Origin of the sequence: Actinoallomurus iriomotensis, assembly GCF_030269445.1 — a bacterium.
Lineage (GTDB): Bacteria > Actinomycetota > Actinomycetes > Streptosporangiales > Streptosporangiaceae > Actinoallomurus > Actinoallomurus iriomotensis.
This window is the reverse complement of sequence record NZ_BSTJ01000018.1, coordinates 123,072-142,851: the sequence shown is the minus strand read 5'-3', so window position 1 is coordinate 142,851 and position 19,780 is coordinate 123,072. Positions and strand designations below refer to the sequence as shown.

Genomic DNA, 19,780 nt, shown 5'->3' with positions numbered 1-19,780 from the left:
GGTCAGGGGGTGTGGCTTGGGGTGGGCTGCCCGGCCGGCGGGTTGTTCGCTCGGGTGGTCAGTTCGGTGAGCAGGGGTGTGGGATCGAACGCCTCCTGTGCGCTGATGTTGCTGATCACGTGGTGCTCGTCCCAGTAGGCGATCTTGATGAACGAGCCGGGGACCGAGTTCCAGAAGCGGTCCACCCGCGGATCGGTCACGTTGCAGGAGCCGTGGACGGTCTTGCCGGGCGCGGCGAGGGGCAGCTTCGCGACGCAGTCGCCGACGGCCTTCTCGCTGCCGCCGGACATCGACCTGCTGCCGTAGACCGTGACGTCGACACTGGCCTGTACGGACCGGTGCTCGTCCGACTGGTTGTGGCCGGTCACCTTGATGTGGCAGTTTCCGCTCCGGCAGTGTGACGGCAGGTCCACGTTGTCCACGTTGAAGTCCGTGGAGAAGCCGCTCTCGATGACCATCGTCTTCGGCAGCGTGCGGGCCTGGGCGGCGAGTTCCGCGTACGCCGCTCGGGCGTCCTGGACGCTGCCGGCCCGTACCGACAGAGTGGACTGTTTCACCGGGGGGTCATAGTCCTCCTTCTCGCCGGGCAGGCCGACACCGGTGTAGGCGACGAGGGTGTGCGGGGAGGACGCCGACGCCCAGAACGTTCCCGCGGGGAGGGACTGCGAGTCGTCGGGGATGAAGCGCGCCGCTCCGGACGGTACGTCCGACGGGGTGGGCAGCGGCGTCGTGGTCTGCGTCGGCGGCGCGGGGGTCCACGGGTCGCTCACGGGCGAGACCTTGAGCGCGCTGCCCAGTTTGCGCGGGGACAGGTCGCCGAGCGCGGCGCCCCAGACACCGCTGCCCTCGTCCACCCATCGGCCGGCGTAACGCGCGACGTCGGCGGCCTTGGTGTCGCCGTGCCGCCAGTACGCCTTGCCGGCCTTGAGGAACACCCGCGACCCGTCGACGACGATGACCTGCGCCGAGTCGCCCTTGTCGGTCACGGTGCCGATGGCGTCACCGTCGCCCATGGCGCGCAGGTCGAGCGTCAGCGACTGGCCGTACGCCTTCCAGGAGCCCGTCCAGTGCAGCAGCGGCACCGCGGTGACCGCCGTGCCGACGTCCACCATCGTCAGCGGTCGCTGCGGTGCCTTCTTCCTGCCGCCCGAACAACCGGTGATCCCCACCACGCCCGCAGTCGCCAGTGCCACCGCGGCCCGCACGCGCTTCCCGTGGCGGACCTGGCCACCTGTATTCATTTCGCCCCAGCCTTCCCGAAGACCCGACCAGGGTCGTCGCGGCCGGAAGCCTAATGTCCTGGGCTCGGAATTCGTCGGCGAGACGAACGCCGCGCGCTGGTTGGCGAGAATCCGTGCACGGAATGGCGAGAACGCCGCCGCGACGTGGATCAGGGCACACTGGCCGCGTGCGGATCGTGGTCGGTGGCGACAATCTCCCTCTCGCCGAACGCATGGCCAGGTTGAGCCGGGCGTACGGCGCGGAGGTGATCAAGGCGGGCGACGGGTTCCCCGCGCTGATCGAGACGGCCGAGCGGGAGCGGCCCGACGTGGCCGTGACGACGGTGCGCCGGGCGTACGCGGATCTCGACAAGGTACTCACGGTGCTGGACCTGCGGCGCCGGAACCCGGGGACCGGGTTCGTGCTCCTCTCACCGACCGCGGACGTGGCGTACACGAGGGAGCTCCTCACCGCCGACGGCGGCGTCGGATACCTGCCGGAGAGAAGTCTCGGTCGGCCCGCCGACGTCGTCCTCGCGCTCCTGCGCGTCGTTTCGGGCGAGTTCGGCCTGGACCAGGCGCTGATCGGGAATCTCATCAGTTCCACCTGGGGGACGGAACTGCGAAGGCTGGGCAGGGTGGAGCGTGAGGTCGTGGATCTGCTCGCCGCGGGCTGGCCCGATGACGTGATCGCCGCGCGGCTGTGGTTCGAGGAGGCGACGGTGGTCAGGCTCGTCGGCGAGATCTTCGAGAAGCTCGGCCTGGAGCCGGCGGCCGATCCGGCGCGCCGGGCCAGGGCCGTGCTGGCGCTCGCCGCCGGTCGCCCGCGTCCGCCGTCCTGACCTCGGTCGGCGTACGGCCCGCGCTCACCGTTCCGACCTCAGCCGCGGAGCGCGTCGGCGAGCAGGATCGCGTGGATGTCGTGGGCCAGGTCGGTGAATCCGATCCGACCGTACGCGTGGCGGTGGGCGGTCTCGTCGAGCCTTCGGAGGAGCCGGCTCTCGGCGCCCGGGACGTCGGGGGTCGCGAACCAGCCCTCGTCGGCCACGCTGATCCGCAGGGCGGGAGCCGCGGCGCCCGTGCTCACCACCAGCCGGCCGTACGGGTCGTCACGGTCGACGTCCTTGCGTTCGAGCACCCGCAACCCCCGGCCGCGTAGCGCCCGGTCGAGTCTCCGGACGGCGTTCGCGAGCCAGTCGATCAGCTCGTCCCGGAGGTAGGTGTTCCGGTCGGCGACGAGGTAGCCGCGCCGTCCGTCGCCGAACGCCGCCGTCCGGGTCCAGCGAAGGCCGAACGGCGCGTCGCCGTTCAGGGAGAACCACGTGCGGATGTCGTCGGGGCTCGGCGGGCCGAGTTCGCGGCCGAGCGGGCTGAGCCGCCGGAACGCTTCGGGACGTACACCGGCGATCTCGACCGCCCGCTCGGCGAGCCACGGGGACACGTCGGTGCCGCGGACCGCGGCCCGGCGCCAGCCCAGTTCGCGTGCCAGTGAGCCGTCGGCCTCCGCGATCGCGGCTTCGATCCGCGGGAATCCGGTTTCCAGCGTCCATTCGGGATCGCCGGCGTTCAGACGGAAAGAACTGCCGGCGAGCCTGAAGGCGGTCTCACCGTTGAAGGGATACCACCGAGGGTTGAGGCGGGTCCATTCGCAGATGCGAGCGCCGGCCGGAGGGCGGCCGTCTCCGCAGGTGATCTCCGGAGCCGGCTCTTCGCTCAGGACGCGTTCGAGTGCCGAGCCGAGATCCCGGCCGAGGAGGTACCAGGCGTTGTCGTACCGGGCGAGGATCCGCCCGGTCTCGTCGGTGAAGAACCGGCCGACGCCGTAGTCGTACCGCCGGCCGAGGACGCCGCCGTCGACCTCGATCAGGCCGATCGGGAAGAGCCGCGTCCCGAGGTCGTCGGCGAACCTCGTGTACTCCACCGGATCGATCCATGGCTCCAGTGGGAGGAAGTGGATGTGGCATCCGGGCTCGGCCACGTCGAGCAGGCCGAACTCGGTCAGGAGCTCGACGGCGGCGGGGAAGACCTCATGACGGCGGCCCTGGATCCCGTCCCTGGCACAGAACTCGGTGAGCCAGCGCGTCACGTGCGCGCCCGCGTCGCGTCCCGGCCGCCAACCCGCGTTCGTCAGGAGGAGCCCGACGTCGAAACCGAAGGGGGAGTCGTCGCTCACCAGCTCGCCCGTCCGATCCGGGTCGTACGGAACGGTGGGCGGGTCGTTCGCCCAGCCCGACCGGTCGATCGGGCACTGGTCGAGGGACCGGAGGTAGAGGTCATCCGCGATCTCCCGATGGGCGCCAAGGGCGGATCGGGCCTTCGCGACCACGGCCGGTGAGACGGGGCCGCACCGGTATTCGGCGGCGGCGATGTGGTCGAGGAACTCGGGCTGCGGCGCGTGGTGGTGGGCGATCAGGTGGTAGGCGCAGCCGTCCGACCAGATCCAGGTGCCGTCGGTGTAGTAGGACAGCGGAACGCCTTCGGCCGAGGCGGCCGGATCCTCGTCGTCGAACAGGGTGAACAGCCACGCCTGGTCTCGTTCGAGCACCTCCGCCCCCCGCAGGTAGCGGACGATCCGGGCGCGTTCGGCGGCGTCGTCGATGACGGCGCGGGAACGCCCGTGACGCGCCGCGTCGCCGTCGAACCGATGAACCTCCTCGGCGAAAAAGAATTCTCCGAACGCGGAGGACAGGACGGATATCGCGTCACCGTCGGCCATGCCGCAATGGTAGGGAACGGCGCATCAAGCGCTCTACGTAATTGGTGTGTCATCGGGATTTCAACGGGCCTGACTAACTTCGCAGCGAAAAGACGGTGCCCGCGTTCTCCACCCCGGTTCACCGCGAACCGTCATGTCGTCGACCGCGGTCGACGTCCCCTCCTTCGCCACCCTCCGGCGCGCCCGGCCGACCCCTCCCGTGGCGCGCCAAAGTCCCCCGACAGCAAGGAAGGAAGCAGTGCACTTCATGTCGAACGCGAGAAGAGTGAGAAGGTGGCGCGCCCGACGGCTGGGTCTGGCGGCGCTGGCCGTCACTGCGGCCGGCGCGACCGTGGCGGCCACCACCCTCACCCCGCAGGGAACGGCCCACGCCGATGCCGAGGTCACCTGCAGCCCGGTGAAGCTGGTCTCGGTACCCGGAACCTGGGAGATAACCCCCTCCGCGGATCCGAACGCCGCGACGGGCATGCTGAAGGGCGTCACGGACCGCCTCGAGCAGCGGTTCGGCTCGCGGGTCTCCACGTACACCGTGCCGTACGACGCCCAGGCCTTCACCCAGAACGAGACCTACGCCGACTCGGAGCAGGCGGGCCTCAAGGCCGCCAAGGCCGCGGTCACCAAGATCTCTCAATCCTGCCCGGGCACCAGGTTCGTCGGCGTCGGTTACAGCCAGGGCGCGGACATCGTCGGCGATCTCCTCGCCCAGATCGGGAACGGAAACGGCCCGGTCCCGGCGTCCGACCTCATCGCCGGCGGCAACCTGGCCGACCCGCAGAAGGGCACGGACGGCGAAGTCGTCCTCGGCAACGACCTGCCCGGCACGCAGGGCCTCCTCGGTCCGCGCAAGGGCGGGTACGGCGCCCTGAACGGAAAGGTGGCCGAGGTCTGCCTCAAGGGCGACCTGTACTGCGCCTCACCGAAGAACAACCACCTGACGCTGGCGCTCGGCGCCGTGCTGGGCAATGTGGGCCTCACCAACCTGCTGGCCGGCGCCAACGACGATCTCAGCCAGTCGCCCGACCCCAGCAAGACCGACGACCCGGACAAGAAGGAAGACGGGCCGAACCCCGACCTCAGCCTGCTGCCCGCCGGCATCAAGAAGCTCGCGGGTCAGGCGAAGCACAAGAACGCCAAGGGCGCCGAGAAGACCGCGACCGACCTCACCGCTCTCGTCCAGCCCGTGCAGGCGCTGGCCAAGCTCGCCTCCAACCCCTTGCTGGTGAACGCGCTGCTGGCCAACCCGCAGACGCATGACGCCGGCCAGGTGCTGCAGACCCTCGGGCAGATCGACATGGTCGGGCTCGCCGGCGACCTCGACAAGGCGACCACCGCCGCGTCCAACAACGACCTGGACTCCCTGGCCTCGGTCGCGGCCGACGCCACCAGCAAGATCGCGCCGCTGGCGGGTGTGCCGACGGGCCAGGTGGCGCAGGTCACGGCGGTCCTCCTGGCGCTCCAGCCCACCCACCTGCTGGGGCAGGCCAACAACATCCTCAAGCTCACGAAGATCGACTTCGCCGGCATCACCAAGGCCGCCGAGGCGCTCCCCGAGCAGATGAAGAAGGGCGACGTCAAGGGCACCTTCCGCTCGGTGAACGCGATCGAGGACCGGCTCATGCCGCTGGCCCAGATCGCCAACGACATCGACTTCAAGGCGCTCGGCGCGGCGCTGGAGCTGATTCCCGACCAGAACGCCCAGCTGGTCGGTCAGGCGCTCATCGTCCTCGACCGGGTCAACTGGACGCGCATCGTCCGTGACCTGCGCAAGATGCAGACCGCTGTGGAGAAGTTCGACCCCCGGCACCCGCCGGTCATCGACCAGAAGCACCCGGTGAAGTCGCTGAACAACGTGTTCGGCGTCAACGTGCTCGGAATGCTGCCGCAGGTCCTCGACCTGGGGGAGCACGGCCTGCAGGTGGCCGGGCTCAAGCTGCCGAACGGCACCCTCAAGCAGCTGGTCAAGGAGGACCTCACTCCCCAGCACGTGGCGAGCGAGGGTCTCCAGGTCGCGGTCTTCTACGCCTCCAGCGTCCACACCGCGTACGGCGACACCTCGGTCGACGGTACGGGCAAGCCGGCCGTGGAGACGCTCGCGGACTGGCTGGGCGAGCGCATAGCGACCTCCTGATACCAGGCGTCCCCGGCCGTCCAGAGCAGCGCGGCCGGGGGCGTCTGCCCCTTCCCCCCTCCAGAAGAGAAGACGATGAAATACCTGAAAATCGGGGTCGCCGTCGCCGGGGCGGCGGCGACCGTCGCGGCCGTGACCGTGGCCGCGCTGTCCCCGGCGCAGCACACCGCCGGAACCGTCGCCGCGAGCACGGTGAGCTCGGACAGCGCCAGTGCGCTCCGCGCGTCGATCCTCGACGGCTCACTGTGGCGCACGCACAAGGTGGTCAACTCGTGCGCGGGTCCGAAGAAGTACCGCATCGGGTGCGACTTCGGGCTGGTCGCGGCGTCCGGTGACGCGTCGAAGCCCGCGAGCACCACCGAACCGGCCGGCCTCGGCCCGTACGACCTGGCGCGCACCTTCCACCTGCCGGCGGGCAAGGGGAAGGGCGGGACCGTGGGCATCGTCACCATGGCCCACCATCCGAGCCTGGAATCGGACCTGGTCGCCTATCGCAAGCAGTACGGGCTCCCGGCCTGTACGGCCGCGAACGGCTGCCTGAAGGTCGTCGGCGAGAACGGCGGCAAGCCGCCGGCGACGACCGTCCGGCTCCCGCTGCTCTCGCAGCTCGCGCAGAGCTACACCCTGGAAACCGCCATGGACGTCGAGATGGTGTCCGCGGCCTGCCCGAACTGCAAGATCCTGGTCGTCGAGCAGCCCATCGAACCGGCATCGATCGCGGCCGGCGCGGCCGGCTTCCCGCAGCTCGACGCCCAGCACGAGGCCAACGCGACGAACACGGCCATCAAACTCGGCGCGGACGCGGTGTCCATCAGCTACTTCATCGGCAACGGGATGCAGAGCGACATCCTCACGGAGGGCGCGCTGCCCGAGCGCATGCACCACCCGGGTGTCCCGATCCTCTCGGCAGCGGGTGACCTGGGCTTCCTGGGCATCAAGCCGAAGGATCAGAACTGGCCGCAGCAGCTGCCCTTCATGATCTCGGCGGGCGGGGTGGAGCTGACCTCGGCCGACGGCGGCCAGACCTTCACCAAGAAGGCGTGGGGGAAGGTGGAGGGCGGACAGAAGTACATGTCCTCCTCCAGCGGCTGCAGCACGACACTGCCGCCCGCGAACCGGCAGCCGGCGTCCGTGGCAAAGCTCTGCCAGGGGCATCGCGCCACCACCGACATCTCCGCCGCCGCGAGCGGCCTGACGATCTACGACACCTACTGGCCGACCGCGAGCGCGGACCCGGTGGGCGGATGGGGCGTCGGCGTGGGCACCAGCGCCGCGTCGCCGTACCTCGCGGGCCTGTTCGTCCGGGCCGGCGCCGCCAAGAAGGTCAGCGGCCCGAACACCATCTACCGGGCGCCGCGCGGCGCGATCGAGGACGTCACCACCGGCTCGAACATGGAGAACGGCGCGGAGGGCTGCGGGGACGCCCCGACGGTGCTGTGCGTGGCCGGGCCCGGCTGGGACGGGCCCACCGGAGTCGGAGTGCCGAACGGTCTGGGGGCCTTCCGGCCGGCCTCGTGACAGCGGGCCGGTGCTCTCTCGCGGAGTACCGGCCAGTACGGCCCACAGGCCGGTGCTCCCCGCAGAGCACCGGCCTGTGTTTTTCCGGATTCTCTATTGAACGAGCGGTCAATACTGCTAGTTTGCCGACATGGTCAGGGTTCGACTTGATACGGACCAGCGGCGTGAGCAGCTTCTGCGCGTTGGCATAGAGCTGCTCGGCACGCAGCCGGTGGAGACGCTGTCGGTCGGCACGGTCGCCCGTGCGGCCGGTGTCTCGAAGGGGTTGCTGTACCACTACTTCCATGACCGGGAGGAGTTCCTCGTGGCAGTGGTGCGGGCGGCGACGGAGGAGCTCGTCGCCGCCACGGAGCCGGACGTCTCCCTGCCGCCGCTGGTGCAGCTCGAGCGCGCCATCGACGGCCTCATCACCTACGCCGAAGAGCACGCCGTCGGTTACGTCGCGCTCGTCGAAGGGCGCATCGGCATCCCCGGCGTCGCCGAGGTGACGAAGGCCCAGCGCGAGCGAAGAGTCGAGAGCTTCGTCGAGCACCTCGCGCGGATGAGCCCGGCGGACCCGCAGACCGTGCGCGGCTCGGCGGTGCTGCGGACCGCCATCGACGGGCAGCTCACCTTCCTCCACCAGTGCGTCCTGCGCTGGCTCGAACAACGGGACATGGACCGCGCGACGCTGCTTCGCTTCCTGGTGAACGCCTTCCTGATGGCGATGCTCGCGGCGAACTCCGTCGACGCCGGTCTCCAGTTCGACGTGCTGGGCGCCTCCCCTCCGTTCCAGGCGGACGTCGCCGAAAGTGGGAGAGCATGATGGGAACGCTCCGGCAACTCCGGTTCACGGTGCTCGGCCCGGTGCGGGCCTGGCTCGGCGACGTCCCGCTGGACCTGGGACCGGTCCGCCAGCAGGCCCTCCTGGTCGCCCTGATGCTGCGGCCGGACGCCACGGTCAGCCGGCAGGAGCTGCTCGACGGGATCTGGGGCGCGGAGCCGCCGGGCACCGGCGGCAAGGTCATCCCGGTCTATGTGCACCGGTTGCGCGAGCGCCTGCGCGCCGCGGGCGCCCAGGACACCGTGATCAGCCGCGACCGGGGCGGATATCGCTTCGTCAGCGAGGGCGCCCGGGTGGACACCGCGCGGCTGGAGGAGATCGCCGTCGAGGCCGCCTCGGCGCGGGCCTCCGGCGACCTCCGCGCCGCGGTGGACACCTGGTCCCACGCCCTGAAGCTGTTCCACGGTGAGCCGCTGAGCGGGCTGCCCGGGCCGTTCGCGGAGGGGGAGCGGCTGCGGCTGACCGAGCGCCGCATCGCCCTGCTGCAGGAGAAGCTCGAATGTCAGCTGCGGCTGGGCCGGTACGCCGAGGCGGTGAGCGAGCTGTCCGCGTTGACGGCGACGCACCCGCACAGCGAGTCGCTGGCCGCGCTGCTGATGCGCGCCATGTACGGAAGCGGCCGGCAGGCGGACGCGCTGTCGGTGTTCACCCAGGTACGCGGCCGGCTGGTCGACGACCTGGCGGTCGAGCCGGGCGAGGAGCTGCGGCGGGTGCACCAGGCGGTGCTCCGCGGTGACGACGCGTTCCTTCTCGGCGACGCCCCACGGCGCGCGCCGGCCGAGGCCCCCCTGGCGACGGCTCCGGCGGCGCCGTCCGCGCCGGGTCACCGCCGGCGCAACGAACTTCCGGGCGACGTCGGCGAGCTGACGGGCCGCGCCCGGGAGATCGCGCTCCTCACCGCGCCGTACCGTACGGACGCGGTGTCGGTCCTGGCGGTGGACGGTGTGGCGGGCGTCGGCAAGACGGCGCTGGTGGTGCGCGCCGCGCGGCTGCTCCAGGAGGGGTATCCGGACGGCTGCCTGTTCGTCGACCTGCACGGGCACAGCGCCGACCGGGAGCCGCCGGCCCCGATGCGGGTGCTGCGGCGGCTGCTGCGCGCGGTCGGCGCCGACGACGAGTCGGACGACCTCGACGAACTGGCCGCGTCCTGGCGCGCGGCGACCGCCTCGACGCGGTCCCTGCTGGTGCTCGACGACGCGGTCGGTGCCGAGCAGATACGCCCCCTGCTGCCCGCGGGGGCGGGCAGCAGGGTGCTCGTCACCAGCCGCCGGCGGCTCGCCGGGCTCGACGTGGACCAGCGGGTCTCGCTGGGACCGCTCGACCTCGACGAGGCCGGGGAGCTCCTCGCCCGCTTCGTGGGCGACGCGCGTGCCTACCAGGAGCCGGAGGCGGTGCGTCAGCTGGCCCGGCTGTGCGACCGGCTTCCGCTGGCCCTGCGGATCGCCGGGGCGCGGCTGCAGAGCCGGCCGATGTGGACGTTCGAGTACCTGGTGGCCCGGCTGTCCGACGACGAACGCCGCCTCGGCGAGCTGACCGCGGAGGACCGCAGCGTGGAGGCGGCGTTCCGGCTCTCCTACGACCACCTCCCGCCCTGCACCCAGCGCGCGTTCCGCGCGCTGGGGCTGTCGCCGACGGTGGAGTTCGACGGGCTGACGCTGGCCGCGATGCTCGGCTGGTCGCGGCACGAGACCGAGCACGCCCTGGAGAGCCTGGTCGACGCCAGCCTCCTGTGGCAGCCGACCGCGGGCCGGTACCGGCTGCACGACCTGGTCGCGGCGTACGCACGGCGGCTCGCGGCCGAACACCCGGCCGAGGTCACCGCGGCCCGTACCGGCGTCTTCCGGCTCTACGTGACCGCCGCCCGATGCGCGAACGGCTACCACCGCGAGGATCCACCGGCCGGGCCGGCCCCGGACTTCCTGCCCTTCGCCGACGCGAAGGACGCGGCCTCCTGGCTGGACGCGGCGGCCGGCGAGATCGCCGACGTGGCCGCGCACGCGGCGGCCGTGGGTCACGTGGACGAGGCCTGCCTGATCGCCGACAGCCTGATCGACTACCTCGTCCGGGAGGGCCGCTACCACGAGTGCCGGGCGGTCGCCGAAACGGTGCTGCCGCTGGTCGAGGCGTCCGAGAGCCGGCTGGCCTCGTCACTGCGGACCTGCCTCGGCATCGCGTACGGCCTGCAGGGCGACTACGAACAGGCGTACGCCTGGTTGAACGACGCCCTGGCCATCAGCGGTCGCTCGGGTGACCTGCGGGAGCAGGCACGAGCGCTGGGAGTGCTGGGCACGGTCGCCCGATGGGCGGGGCGGACCTCCGAGGCGCTCGCCCGGCTGACCAAGGTGCTGGAGCTGGCCGGGCCGCTGGGCGACGACTGGCTCGTCGGCATGGCCACCTGCAACCTCGGCGCCGCATACCAGCAGCTCGGCCGGTACGACGAGGCCCTCGAACACTACGCGCGCTCCCTCCGGCTCGCCGAGAAGATCGGCAGTCCACGGGTCATCGGCAAGACGCTGAGCCACATCGGCAGCCTCCACATGGACCGCGGCCGGCTGGCCGAGGCCATCGGACCGCTGCACCGGGCCGCCGACCTGGCCGGGGAGATCGGCGACCTGCCGCAGCAGGCCGCCATCCTGACCCGGCTGGGCATGACGGAGGAGGGGCTGGGCAACACCGGCGCGGCCCTCGAACTCCACCGCCGGGCGCTGGCCGCGGTCCGCGAGCAGACCAACGTCGGCCTCGAGGTGGAGATCCGGAACCGGCTGGGCGGCAGCCTTCTCGCGACGGGCGACCTGGACGAGGCGCGCGAGCAGTTCGAGGCGGTGCTGGCCCTCAGCGAGACCGCCGGCAGTCCCGAGCAGCTCGCCGGCGCCATCGAGGTGCCCGGCCGTTGGGCGTAGCGGCCGTCCGCCGTGACGCCGGCCCGTCCGGGGACAGGCCGGTGTGCTCTCCGGCGAACGCCAGGATGTCCGCGGTCAGGGCGCGTTCCCGGCTCGCGGGCGAGGCCGCGTGGGCGGTGTCGGGTTCGCGGCGCATGAGGACCGGCCGGTCACTGCTCGTGGCGTGCTGGAGGGCCGCGCACATCTTGCTGACGTGCGCCTCGCCGGTCTGCAGGTCGGTCACCGCACCGGCGAGGAGGAACGCCGGATAGGGCGTTCCGGGCCTGAGGTTGTGGTACGGGGAGTACCGGAGCAGCCAGCGGAGCTGGTCGGGGTGGGAGGCGGTGCCGAACTCCTCGGTCCAGGTGTGCCCCAGCCCGAAATGTTCGTAGCGCACCATGTCACAGAGCGGGCCCGCGGCGATGACCGCGGCGTACAGGTCGGGTCGCTGGGTGGCGGCGGCGGTGACCAGCAGCCCGCCGCCGGACACGCCGTAGCTCGCCAGCCGGCCCGGCGTGGTCCGGCCCGTCTCGACGAGCCAGGCCGCGGCGTCGTTGAAGTCGCTGATCGCCCGGTGTTTGCGCGGCCCGCGGCCGGCCTCGTGCCAGTCCTCGCCCGCCTCGCCGCCTCCGCGCACGCAGGCGACCGCGTACGTGCCGCCGGCGCTCACCCAGGCGGCCGCCAGCGGGAAGAACCAGGGCCGCATCGGCATGCCGAAGCTGCCGTAGCCGTACAGGAGCGTCGGGCGGGGACCCGGAGGTTCCTCCGCCGGAGTGAACAGGAACAGGGGGATCTCCGTACCGTCGCTCGCGCGGTAGGTGACGCTGCGGCCGCGGATATTCGGCGCGTTCCCGGTGATCGCGGCGCCGGCCTCCTGTTCCAGGGTCCCGTCGGCGGCGTCGTAGCGGTAGATGACGGGCGGCGTGGCCACGTCGCAGTAGCCGAACCAGGCCTGCCGCCCGTACGGGAGGTTCGTGCGCAGGGACGACACGACGCCCGCGCCGGGCAGGGGCAGCCGGCCGAGCGGCCGGCCGTCGGCCAGGTCGTGCGACGTGACGGTGGAGATGCCGTGCCGGGCGCGGGCCACCAGCAGGACGGGGCGCGCGAGCGCCGGGTCGTCCAGGACCACGCACTCGTCCAGCGGCGCGTCCGGATCCTCGGGGACCAGCGTGCGCCACGCCGCCGGGTAGGTGGCGTGCCGGTCGGTCACGCAGATCCGGCCGCACGGCGCCTGGTAGTCGGTGACGAGCAGCAGGTCGCCGCCCGGGAGGAAGCGGGGGAGCACGCGGGCCCGCGTCGTACGCCCGTCCACGACCCTGACGAACCGCGGGGCCCGCGGGTCGACGAGCTCGGCCACGTACACATGGTTGGGCGAGGCGGGCCCGGCCATCGCGGTGATCGCCAGGTGACGGCCGTCGGCGCTGACCGTGAGCCCGTAGTAGTGGTCCGGGGTGTCGGGGTCGCCGAACACGACCGTGTCGTCCTCCCAGCCCGTACCGATCCGGTGCAGCCGCACGCGCCGGTGCAGGCGCGTGTCGCCGGGGGCGAGCTGATCGTCGGGAACGCGGCTGACGTAGTAGAACTCCTGCCCGCCCGGAAGCCAGGCGAGCGAGGTGTTGCGGGCGTGCGGCAGCGGTCCGTCCAGCGTCGCGCCGGTACGGGCGTCCAGCACGAGGATGTCGCTGCCGGGCTGCTCGGCGACCTCCAGCTGGACGGCCACGCGTTCGCCCTCGCGCGACGGCCACCAGTCGTACAGGCCCGTGTGGCCGGTCGGGTCGATCTCCGCCGGGTCGACGAGCACCCACCGGTTCCCCTCGGCGTCGACGACCAGCAGTCGCCGTTGCTCGTCCTCGCGCCGCTGCTCGGCCAGGAACCTGACCCCACCGCGCACGGTGGGAGGTTCCGACACGCCGAAGGACGAGACCTCCTCCACCAGCGACGCCCACGACCCCATCCCGGACCATCCGGCGCGATACGCGCGGAACAGCCGATCCTGGGCCGACGCCCAGTCCCGTACGCCCGTGTCGTGGCCGTCCTCCAGCCACCGGTAGGGATCGGCGATCGACAGGCCGAACAGAGTCTCCACCACGTCGCCGCGCCGAGCGGCCGGATAAGAAAGTCGCGCCACCAGCGCCCCCCGTCCCCTCATGGGCCGAGGTACCGCGGCCGGTGAAACCCGCGGTACCTCGACGCGCTCAGCTAGGACTCGCCTCGAAGAATGTCCTGCTGCCAGCCGCGAACGCCTCCGAAGCGAGGAGCCGGACCGGTCGAGCTATAGGGCAGGTATCCATTCATGACAGCCTCCCGGATCCCCATAGGAAGCCCGAAAAGGGCAATTACGTCGACAAACATCCCCGTGGGTGCGATCGATAAACGGGTCGGCTTTCTCAATGGTGGGCAAAGTAATGGCCGAGTAGATCGCCGGTAAATCGTTGCGCAGGCTCGCTTTTCCGCTCTCCGGCCGGGCGCCGGTTTACTGAGAAACCTCTGAGATCTCGTCGTTAGCCTCGCGTCCGGATGTTGCCCCCGTGGAGGTGGAACCGCGATGCCCTTTCTCTCCTCGCTTCCCGACGCCGCCGGCGTCCTGGACGTCATGAAGGCCTTCCCCGAGGCCTCCGCGCCGCTGGTCGACTACCACGAGGTGGTGCTGCGCGGCCCCTCCGCGCTGTCGGTCGGCGAGCGCGAACTGATCGCCGCCTACGTCTCGGGACTGAACGCCTGTCACTACTGCCACGGGGTTCACGGGGCGGTCGCCGAGGCGTTCGGCGTGGAAGAGGGCGTGCTGGCCGCGTTGCTGGCCGACGTCGAGTCCGCGCCGGTACGCGACGAGCTGAAACCGTTGTTCGCGTACGTGCGCAAGCTGACCCTGACGCCGAGCGGCATGACCGACGCCGACGCCGACGCGGTCTTCGCCGCCGGCTGGGAGGAGAAGACCCTCTTCGACGCGGTGTCGGTGTGCGCCCTGTTCAACTTCATGAACCGCCTCGTCGAAGGGCTGGGCGTCAAGGCCCCCGACGACGGCTACTTCGCCGTCGCCGCCCGGCGCCTGACCTCCGGCCGCGACTACACCGGCTACCGGCGGCTGATCGCCGACGACCCGGAGACCTGAGCCCTGACGTCGGATACCTGCCAGCCGTTTCGCCGATGGGCGACCACACTGCGGCCCATGTCCGACTTCTCTGAAGGGCTGGTCGACCGGTTCGCCGGGGCCAGCGCCGGGTTCGAGCGGAGGCTGGGGGCGGTTCGGCCCGCACAGTGGCGCCGGCCGACTCCCTGCACCGAGTGGAACGTACGTCAGCTGGTCAACCACATGACGCGAGGCAACCTCGGCTACGTACGGCTGCTGCGGGGCGGTTCCGGAGAGGAGTTCCTGCGGCTACGGGACGCCGACGCGCTGGGCGCGGATCCGGTGGGCGCCTACGTCCGGTCCGTCCGGGAGTGCGCGGAGGCGTTCGCCGCTCCCGGGGCCTTCCAGCGGCTCTTGGACTACCCGCTGGGAAAGGTGACCGGCCGCCAGGCCCTCGCGGTGAGGACGACCGACACCGTCATCCACACGTGGGACCTCGCACGGGCCGTCGGCGCGGACGAGACGCTCGACGACGGCCTGGTCGCATGGATCGACGACTTCCTCGAAGAGATCTACGCCGGTCTGGTGGAGACTCCCACCGCCGCCGAGACGACGCACCGGTTCTTCGCCCTTCCCGGAACGCTCGGGCGGGAGGCGTCCCGGCAGGACCGCCTGCTGAACCGCATGGGCAGGGTCGTGTAGGCGCACAGCGGCCTCGGCCGGGCGAGTCCTCAGCGGGCGAGGGAGCCGAGCAGGCGCTCGGCCTCGGCGGCGACGACGGGGAGGGCCCTCACCGGATCGTCGGAGCGGGCCAGCAGCATCCCCGCCTCACAGAGCGCGCCGAAGATCAGCTGGCAGCGGGCCGGCAGGTCGCCGTCGATCATGGCCCCGTCCGCGGCGGCGGCGTTCATTCCCTCGGTGAGGACGCGGAGCGTGTGGGCGTACTCGATCTCGCGGACCTGTTCCCAGCCGAGCACCGCCGGGCCGTCCAGCAGCACGATCTGACGGAACGCCGGGTTCAGGCAGTGTTCGAGGAAGGTCCGGCATCCCCGGAGCAGCGCGGACCACGAGTCGGGTTCCCGCGCGGCGGCCTGCCGCAACGCGTCGGCGATCTGTCGCTGCTCCTCCACGAACACGCTGCGGAACAGTGCGGCCTTGCCACGGAAATGGTGGTACGCGGCGCCCTTGGTCATCCCGGCCGCAGCGGCGATCGCCTCGATCGAGGTGGGGGCGTAGCCGTCTCGGCCGAACAGCTCCTGGGCCGCCGCGACGAGCTTGAACGTCGTCGCGCCCGAGCGTTCGGCCTGCGTGCGGCGAGGCTGGCGAGGCAACGGCGAACTCCCTTGACAGTGCGATCTATTCGTACGTACGTTCGATACTATCAGTTACATACTCTCGGTATGGAAGTGGGATGGTCATGACCGCACCACTCATCGCAATCTACGGCGCGACCGGGCACACCGGGCGGCTGGTGGCCGCCGAGCTGATCGATCGAGGACAGGAGATCGTGCTGGCCGGCCGCGACGCCGTGGCCCTCGGAGCGATGGCCGGTGAGCTCGGCTGCCGCGCCGTGACCGCGCCGCTGGACGACCGAGAGGCGATCCGCGGGCTCGCCGAGAGCGCCGACGTGTTGATTCACTGCGCCGGGCCGTTCTCGGTGACGGGTGTCCCGGTCGCCTCGGCCGCGGCCGAGGCGGGCTGCCACTACATCGACCACGCCGTCGAGCCGCACCACGTCAAGCGCCTGTTCGATACGCACCAGGCCACGGCACAGCGCACCGGAGCGATCATGATCCCTTCGCTGAGCTTCTACGGCGGCCTGGGTGACCTGCTCGCGGGCGCCGTCACCGAGGGAATGGCGGACGTCGGCCGGGTGACGGTCGCGTACGCGGTCACCGGCTGGCGGATGACCACCGGGGCGCTGGACACCGCCCGGCAGCTCTTCGCGGAGACCGTGCGGATCGGCTTCTCCGACGGTGCGCAGCAAGTGGGCTACGTGGAACCGCGCAACGCGGTCTTCCCCTTCCCGCCGCCGGTCGGCCCTCGGTCGATGATCGCCCCCGTTCCCTTCCCCGAGGCCGTGACCGTGCCCCGGCACGTCCCCGCGCGTGAGGTCGAGGCGATGCTGACCGCGCGGACGTTCGAGGAGGAGCCGGTGTTCACCAGCGAGGACGTCGACGTGGAGACCAGGGCGCGGACCGAGTTCACCGTCGCCGTACAGGCGCTGGGCGAGCACGGCGACCGCGCCGGCCACCTGAGCGGACAGGATCTGTGGCGGGCCGCCGCACTGGCGTCGGTGATCGGCGCCCTGCGGCTGACCGGCGGAGAGGCGCCCGCCAAGAGCGGGGTGCTCAGCCCCGGCGAGGCGTTTCCCGCGGCACCCTTCCTCGCGACGCTCGAACGGCTCGGCGCCCTCACCGTCACGTTGTGAGAAGGGACCAGGCGATGACACCGATTCTCGTGACCGGAGCGGCCGGCGGCCGGCAGGGCTCCACCGGCCGGCACGTGACGCGGATGCTGCTCGATCGCGGGCAGGCCGTACGGGCGTTCGTGCGTACCGACGACGCGCGCGCCGCCGAGCTGCGCGCGATTGGTGCCGAGGTCGTCGTCGGCGACCTCCGGGAGATCGCGTCGGTGATCCCGGCCGTACAGGGCGTGCGCCGGGCCTTCTTCACCTACCCGGTGACCGACGGGATGCTCGACGCCACGGCCGTCTTCGCCGCGGCGGCGCGACAGGAGGGTCTGGAACGGGTCGTCGACGTGTCACAGCTCGCCGCGGACCCGGGCGCCGGCACTCCTCACATGCGCCGGCACTGGGTGTCGGAACAGGTCTTCGAGCGGGCCGGCGTCGGCGCCATCCACCTGCGGGCGGCCGTCTTCTTCGAGAACCTGGCCGTCCTCGCGGACGCGAGCGACGGGCGCACACTCGAGCTCCCGTTCGGGTCCGCCGAGACCACGCTGCCGCTGATCGCCGGGACCGACGTCGCGCGAGTGGCCACGGGCCTGCTCACCGGGCCGGACGGTGAGCTGGATCCGGTGTGTCGGCTGACCGGCGACGTCATGACCATCGGCGAGGCGGCGAGGGCCTTCGGGCTGGAGTACGCCGACCAGGACCCGCAGCGGTGGCGGCACCGGGCGACGGCTCTGTACGGGGACGCCACCGTGGTGGAGCACCTGTCCCATCTGTGGGACCTGTTCCGGGCGATCGGCGGTGGCCACGAGCTCTACCAGGTGACCGAGGCCATCGAGCGGATCGGCGGGTGTCCTCCGCAGACCCTGCACGACTTCACCGCGACCCGGCCCCGGCCGGTCACCCGATGAACGACGGGCACGCCGGTCGCCTCCGTACGGCCGGTCAGGCGGTGGCGGCGACGGTCTGGTCCGCCGTGCGGTAGCGGCCCGGCGCGAGGCCGAAGTGCCGTTTGAAGGCGTGGGCGAAGGCGTACGGCGAGCCGTAACCGACACGCCGGGCGATCTCCGGCAGCGACAGGTCGGTGTCGCGGAGCAGTCGGGCCGCGACGGCCATGCGCCACCACGCCAGGTACGCCATCGGCGACTGCCCGGTCACCGAGGTGAACCGCCGGGCCAGCGTCGCGCGGGACAGGCCGGCGGTGGCGGCCAGGTCCTGGAGTCGCCACGGCCGGGCCGGATCGGCGTGGAGGGCCTCCAACGCGGCGGCGAGCGTCGGGTCGCGCAGCGCCTGGGGCCATCCGGTCGCGGCGTTGTCGTCGAGCCAGGCGCGCACCATGTACACGAGCAGGAGGTCGAGCAGGCCGGACACCACCGCGTCGCGGCCGGGCCGCCGGCCGCTCACCTCGCCGCCGAGCAGGTCGATGGCCGCGCGAAGGTCGGCGTGCCGCCCGGCCTGAGCGGGAAGGTGCACGACCTCGGGCAGCCGCGCCAGCACCGGATGCGTCCGCGTCCGGTCGAGGCGGTACTTGCCGCACAGCACGTCGGTCGGCCCGTCCGGATCGGCGGCCGCGCTCTCGAACGGGACCGCGTGCTCGGCGCGCGGGGAGTCGGACAGGACGTGCGCGCCGCCGTGCGGCACCAGGACGACGTCACCGGGGCCGATCGGGGTGGGGTCCGCGTGCTCGGTGAGCAGCCATCCGGCGCCGCGCAGGAACACGTGGAAGCCCGCCCCGTCATAAGGCGCGAAGCGGTAACACCACCGGGCGCCCAGGCGGAGCCGGCTGGAGGACGGCCGTCCGGTGCGCATGACCGCGATCACGTCGCTCAGCACGTCCATGAAGCCGCATCCTAGCCGGGACGTGAGACGATCGAACATCGAGGAGCGCACATCAAGCATTGAGAAGCGCATCGGCGGCGACCTAGCGTGAACCCCATGAGTGGTTTTCAGCTGGGCGAGGTCGAGGTCACGAAGATCGTCGAGTGGCAGGGCGCGATCGCCCCCGCCCGCTTCATCGTTCCGGACAGCACACCGGAGATCTGGCGGGACAACCGGTCCTGGCTCGCGCCGGACCACTGGGATCCCGACACGGACGAATATCGCGGCGCCGTGCAGACGTGGCTGCTGCGCAGCGAGGGCAAGGTCGTCCTCGTCGACACCGGAGTGGGCAACGACCGGCACCGGCCGCAGATCCCGCTCTTCGACCACCTGCGGACCCCCTTCCTGGACCGGCTCGCCGAGGCCGGAGTACGGCCGGAGGACGTGGACGTCGTCGTCAACACGCACATCCACTACGACCACGTCGGCTGGAACACCCGGCGGGAGAACGACGAGTGGGTGCCGGCGTTCCCGAACGCGACGTACCTGATCCCACGGGCCGACCAGGAGTTCTTCGACCCCCGCAACGCCCACCGCCGTCCCGCCGTACGCGACGAGCACGACCGGCTCCGCCGGGAGGGCAGCCGCATCGTGTACGCCGACAGCGTCGCGCCCGTGCTCGACCGGGCCGTGCTGTGGGAGGAGGAGTACCGGATCGACCGGAACCTCGCACTGGAGCCCGCGCCGGGCCACACTCCCGGCTCCTCGATCGTCCGGTTGTCCTCCGGCTCGGACCGCGCCGTGTTCGTCGGTGACCTGCTGCACAGCCCGGTGCAGATCCTCGAGCCCGCGTACAGCAGCTGCTTCTGCGAGAACCCCGCGCAGGCGGCCTCCACCCGCCGCGCCGTCCTCGAACGCGCCGCCGACCTGGGCGAACTCGTCGTACCCGCACACTTCGCCGGCACGGGAGCGGTCGAACTCCACCGCGACGGCGAGCACCTGACCATCCGCCGGTGGTGAGGCGCGCGGGTGAGGCGCGCGGGTGAGGCCCGCCCGCCCTGGGGGCCGACCCCACTTCTATTGTCCAGCCTGACGCCCGGCGCCGGAAGCTGGGACGTGAAGGCTGTGGATGACTTCCAGGCGCCCATTAAGAGCTGGAAGAACTGGAACGCCGCGATGGCGGGCTTCTTGGGGAAATCGC

General features: G+C 71.6%; 15 protein-coding genes. 10 read left to right on the top strand and 5 right to left on the bottom strand.

The annotated features are described in order from the left end of the window. Positions 1-2 precede the first annotated feature (2 nt). Entirely contained in the window at positions 3-1,241 is a 1,239-nt protein-coding gene (locus tag QSK37_RS47735) for a hypothetical protein (RefSeq protein WP_285635689.1), read from the bottom strand. Between the two features lie 167 nt (positions 1,242-1,408). Here QSK37_RS47735 and QSK37_RS47730 point away from each other — a divergent pair, with 167 nt between their 5' ends. Beyond that, positions 1,409-2,062: a helix-turn-helix domain-containing protein gene (locus QSK37_RS47730; RefSeq protein WP_285635686.1), complete on the top strand. Its 654-nt coding sequence runs from the start codon at positions 1,409-1,411 to the stop codon at positions 2,060-2,062. Between the two features lie 38 nt (positions 2,063-2,100). Here the strand turns inward: QSK37_RS47730 and QSK37_RS47725 are convergent, their stop codons facing one another. Beyond that, the gene (locus QSK37_RS47725) at positions 2,101-3,936 is read right to left on the bottom strand and encodes an SUKH-3 domain-containing protein (RefSeq protein ID WP_285635683.1); all 1,836 of its coding nucleotides are present in this window, start codon (positions 3,934-3,936) and stop codon (positions 2,101-2,103) included. Positions 3,937-4,201: 265 nt separating this feature from the next. On the opposite strand from QSK37_RS47725, the gene QSK37_RS47720 reads away from it, so the two are divergent. From QSK37_RS47720 to QSK37_RS47705, 4 genes are all read left to right on the top strand, one after another. After that, a complete protein-coding gene (locus QSK37_RS47720; RefSeq protein ID WP_285635681.1) occupies positions 4,202-6,064 on the top strand; it encodes a cutinase family protein in 1,863 nt (620 codons plus the stop codon). 75 nt (positions 6,065-6,139) lie between these two features. Next, the gene (locus QSK37_RS47715; protein WP_285635679.1) at positions 6,140-7,582 is read left to right on the top strand and encodes a S8/S53 family peptidase; all 1,443 of its coding nucleotides are present in this window, start codon (positions 6,140-6,142) and stop codon (positions 7,580-7,582) included. A 130-nt stretch (positions 7,583-7,712) separates the two neighbouring features. After that, a complete protein-coding gene (locus QSK37_RS47710) occupies positions 7,713-8,387 on the top strand; it encodes a TetR/AcrR family transcriptional regulator (RefSeq protein ID WP_285635677.1) in 675 nt (224 codons plus the stop codon). After that, on the top strand, positions 8,387-11,305 hold the full coding sequence (locus QSK37_RS47705) for an AfsR/SARP family transcriptional regulator (protein ID WP_285635675.1): 2,919 nt from the start codon (positions 8,387-8,389) through the stop codon (positions 11,303-11,305). The genes QSK37_RS47710 and QSK37_RS47705 overlap by 1 nt, the downstream gene beginning before the upstream one ends. Here the strand turns inward: QSK37_RS47705 and QSK37_RS47700 are convergent. After that, positions 11,238-13,433, bottom strand: coding sequence for a prolyl oligopeptidase family serine peptidase (locus QSK37_RS47700; protein ID WP_285635673.1), 2,196 nt, complete (start codon positions 13,431-13,433; stop codon positions 11,238-11,240). The genes QSK37_RS47705 and QSK37_RS47700 overlap by 68 nt on opposite strands. 396 nt (positions 13,434-13,829) lie before the next feature. Between QSK37_RS47700 and QSK37_RS47695 the strand changes: the two genes are divergently transcribed. Together QSK37_RS47695 and QSK37_RS47690 are read left to right on the top strand one after the other, a co-directional pair. Continuing rightward, positions 13,830-14,393 (top strand): carboxymuconolactone decarboxylase family protein, encoded by a 564-nt coding sequence (locus tag QSK37_RS47695; RefSeq protein WP_285635670.1) that lies wholly within the window; start codon positions 13,830-13,832, stop codon positions 14,391-14,393. Between the two features lie 57 nt (positions 14,394-14,450). Beyond that, positions 14,451-15,053: a TIGR03086 family metal-binding protein gene (locus tag QSK37_RS47690; protein WP_285635667.1), complete on the top strand. Its 603-nt coding sequence runs from the start codon at positions 14,451-14,453 to the stop codon at positions 15,051-15,053. A gap of 29 nt (positions 15,054-15,082) precedes the next feature. Here the strand turns inward: QSK37_RS47690 and QSK37_RS47685 are convergent, their stop codons facing one another. Continuing rightward, positions 15,083-15,682: a TetR/AcrR family transcriptional regulator gene (locus QSK37_RS47685; protein WP_285635664.1), complete on the bottom strand. Its 600-nt coding sequence runs from the start codon at positions 15,680-15,682 to the stop codon at positions 15,083-15,085. Between the two features lie 86 nt (positions 15,683-15,768). On the opposite strand from QSK37_RS47685, the gene QSK37_RS47680 reads away from it, so the two are divergent. Both QSK37_RS47680 and QSK37_RS47675 read left to right on the top strand, forming a co-directional pair. Continuing rightward, positions 15,769-16,782 (top strand): saccharopine dehydrogenase NADP-binding domain-containing protein, encoded by a 1,014-nt coding sequence (locus tag QSK37_RS47680; RefSeq protein ID WP_285635661.1) that lies wholly within the window; start codon positions 15,769-15,771, stop codon positions 16,780-16,782. Positions 16,783-16,796: 14 nt separating this feature from the next. After that, on the top strand, positions 16,797-17,672 hold the full coding sequence (locus QSK37_RS47675) for an NmrA family NAD(P)-binding protein (RefSeq protein ID WP_285635658.1): 876 nt from the start codon (positions 16,797-16,799) through the stop codon (positions 17,670-17,672). 34 nt (positions 17,673-17,706) lie between these two features. Here QSK37_RS47675 and QSK37_RS47670 read toward each other — a convergent pair whose 3' ends face one another. After that, a complete protein-coding gene (locus tag QSK37_RS47670; RefSeq protein WP_285635655.1) occupies positions 17,707-18,600 on the bottom strand; it encodes an AraC family transcriptional regulator in 894 nt (297 codons plus the stop codon). A 96-nt stretch (positions 18,601-18,696) separates the two neighbouring features. Between QSK37_RS47670 and QSK37_RS47665 the strand changes: the two genes are divergently transcribed. After that, a complete protein-coding gene (locus tag QSK37_RS47665; protein WP_285635652.1) occupies positions 18,697-19,599 on the top strand; it encodes an MBL fold metallo-hydrolase in 903 nt (300 codons plus the stop codon). Positions 19,600-19,780 lie beyond the last annotated feature (181 nt).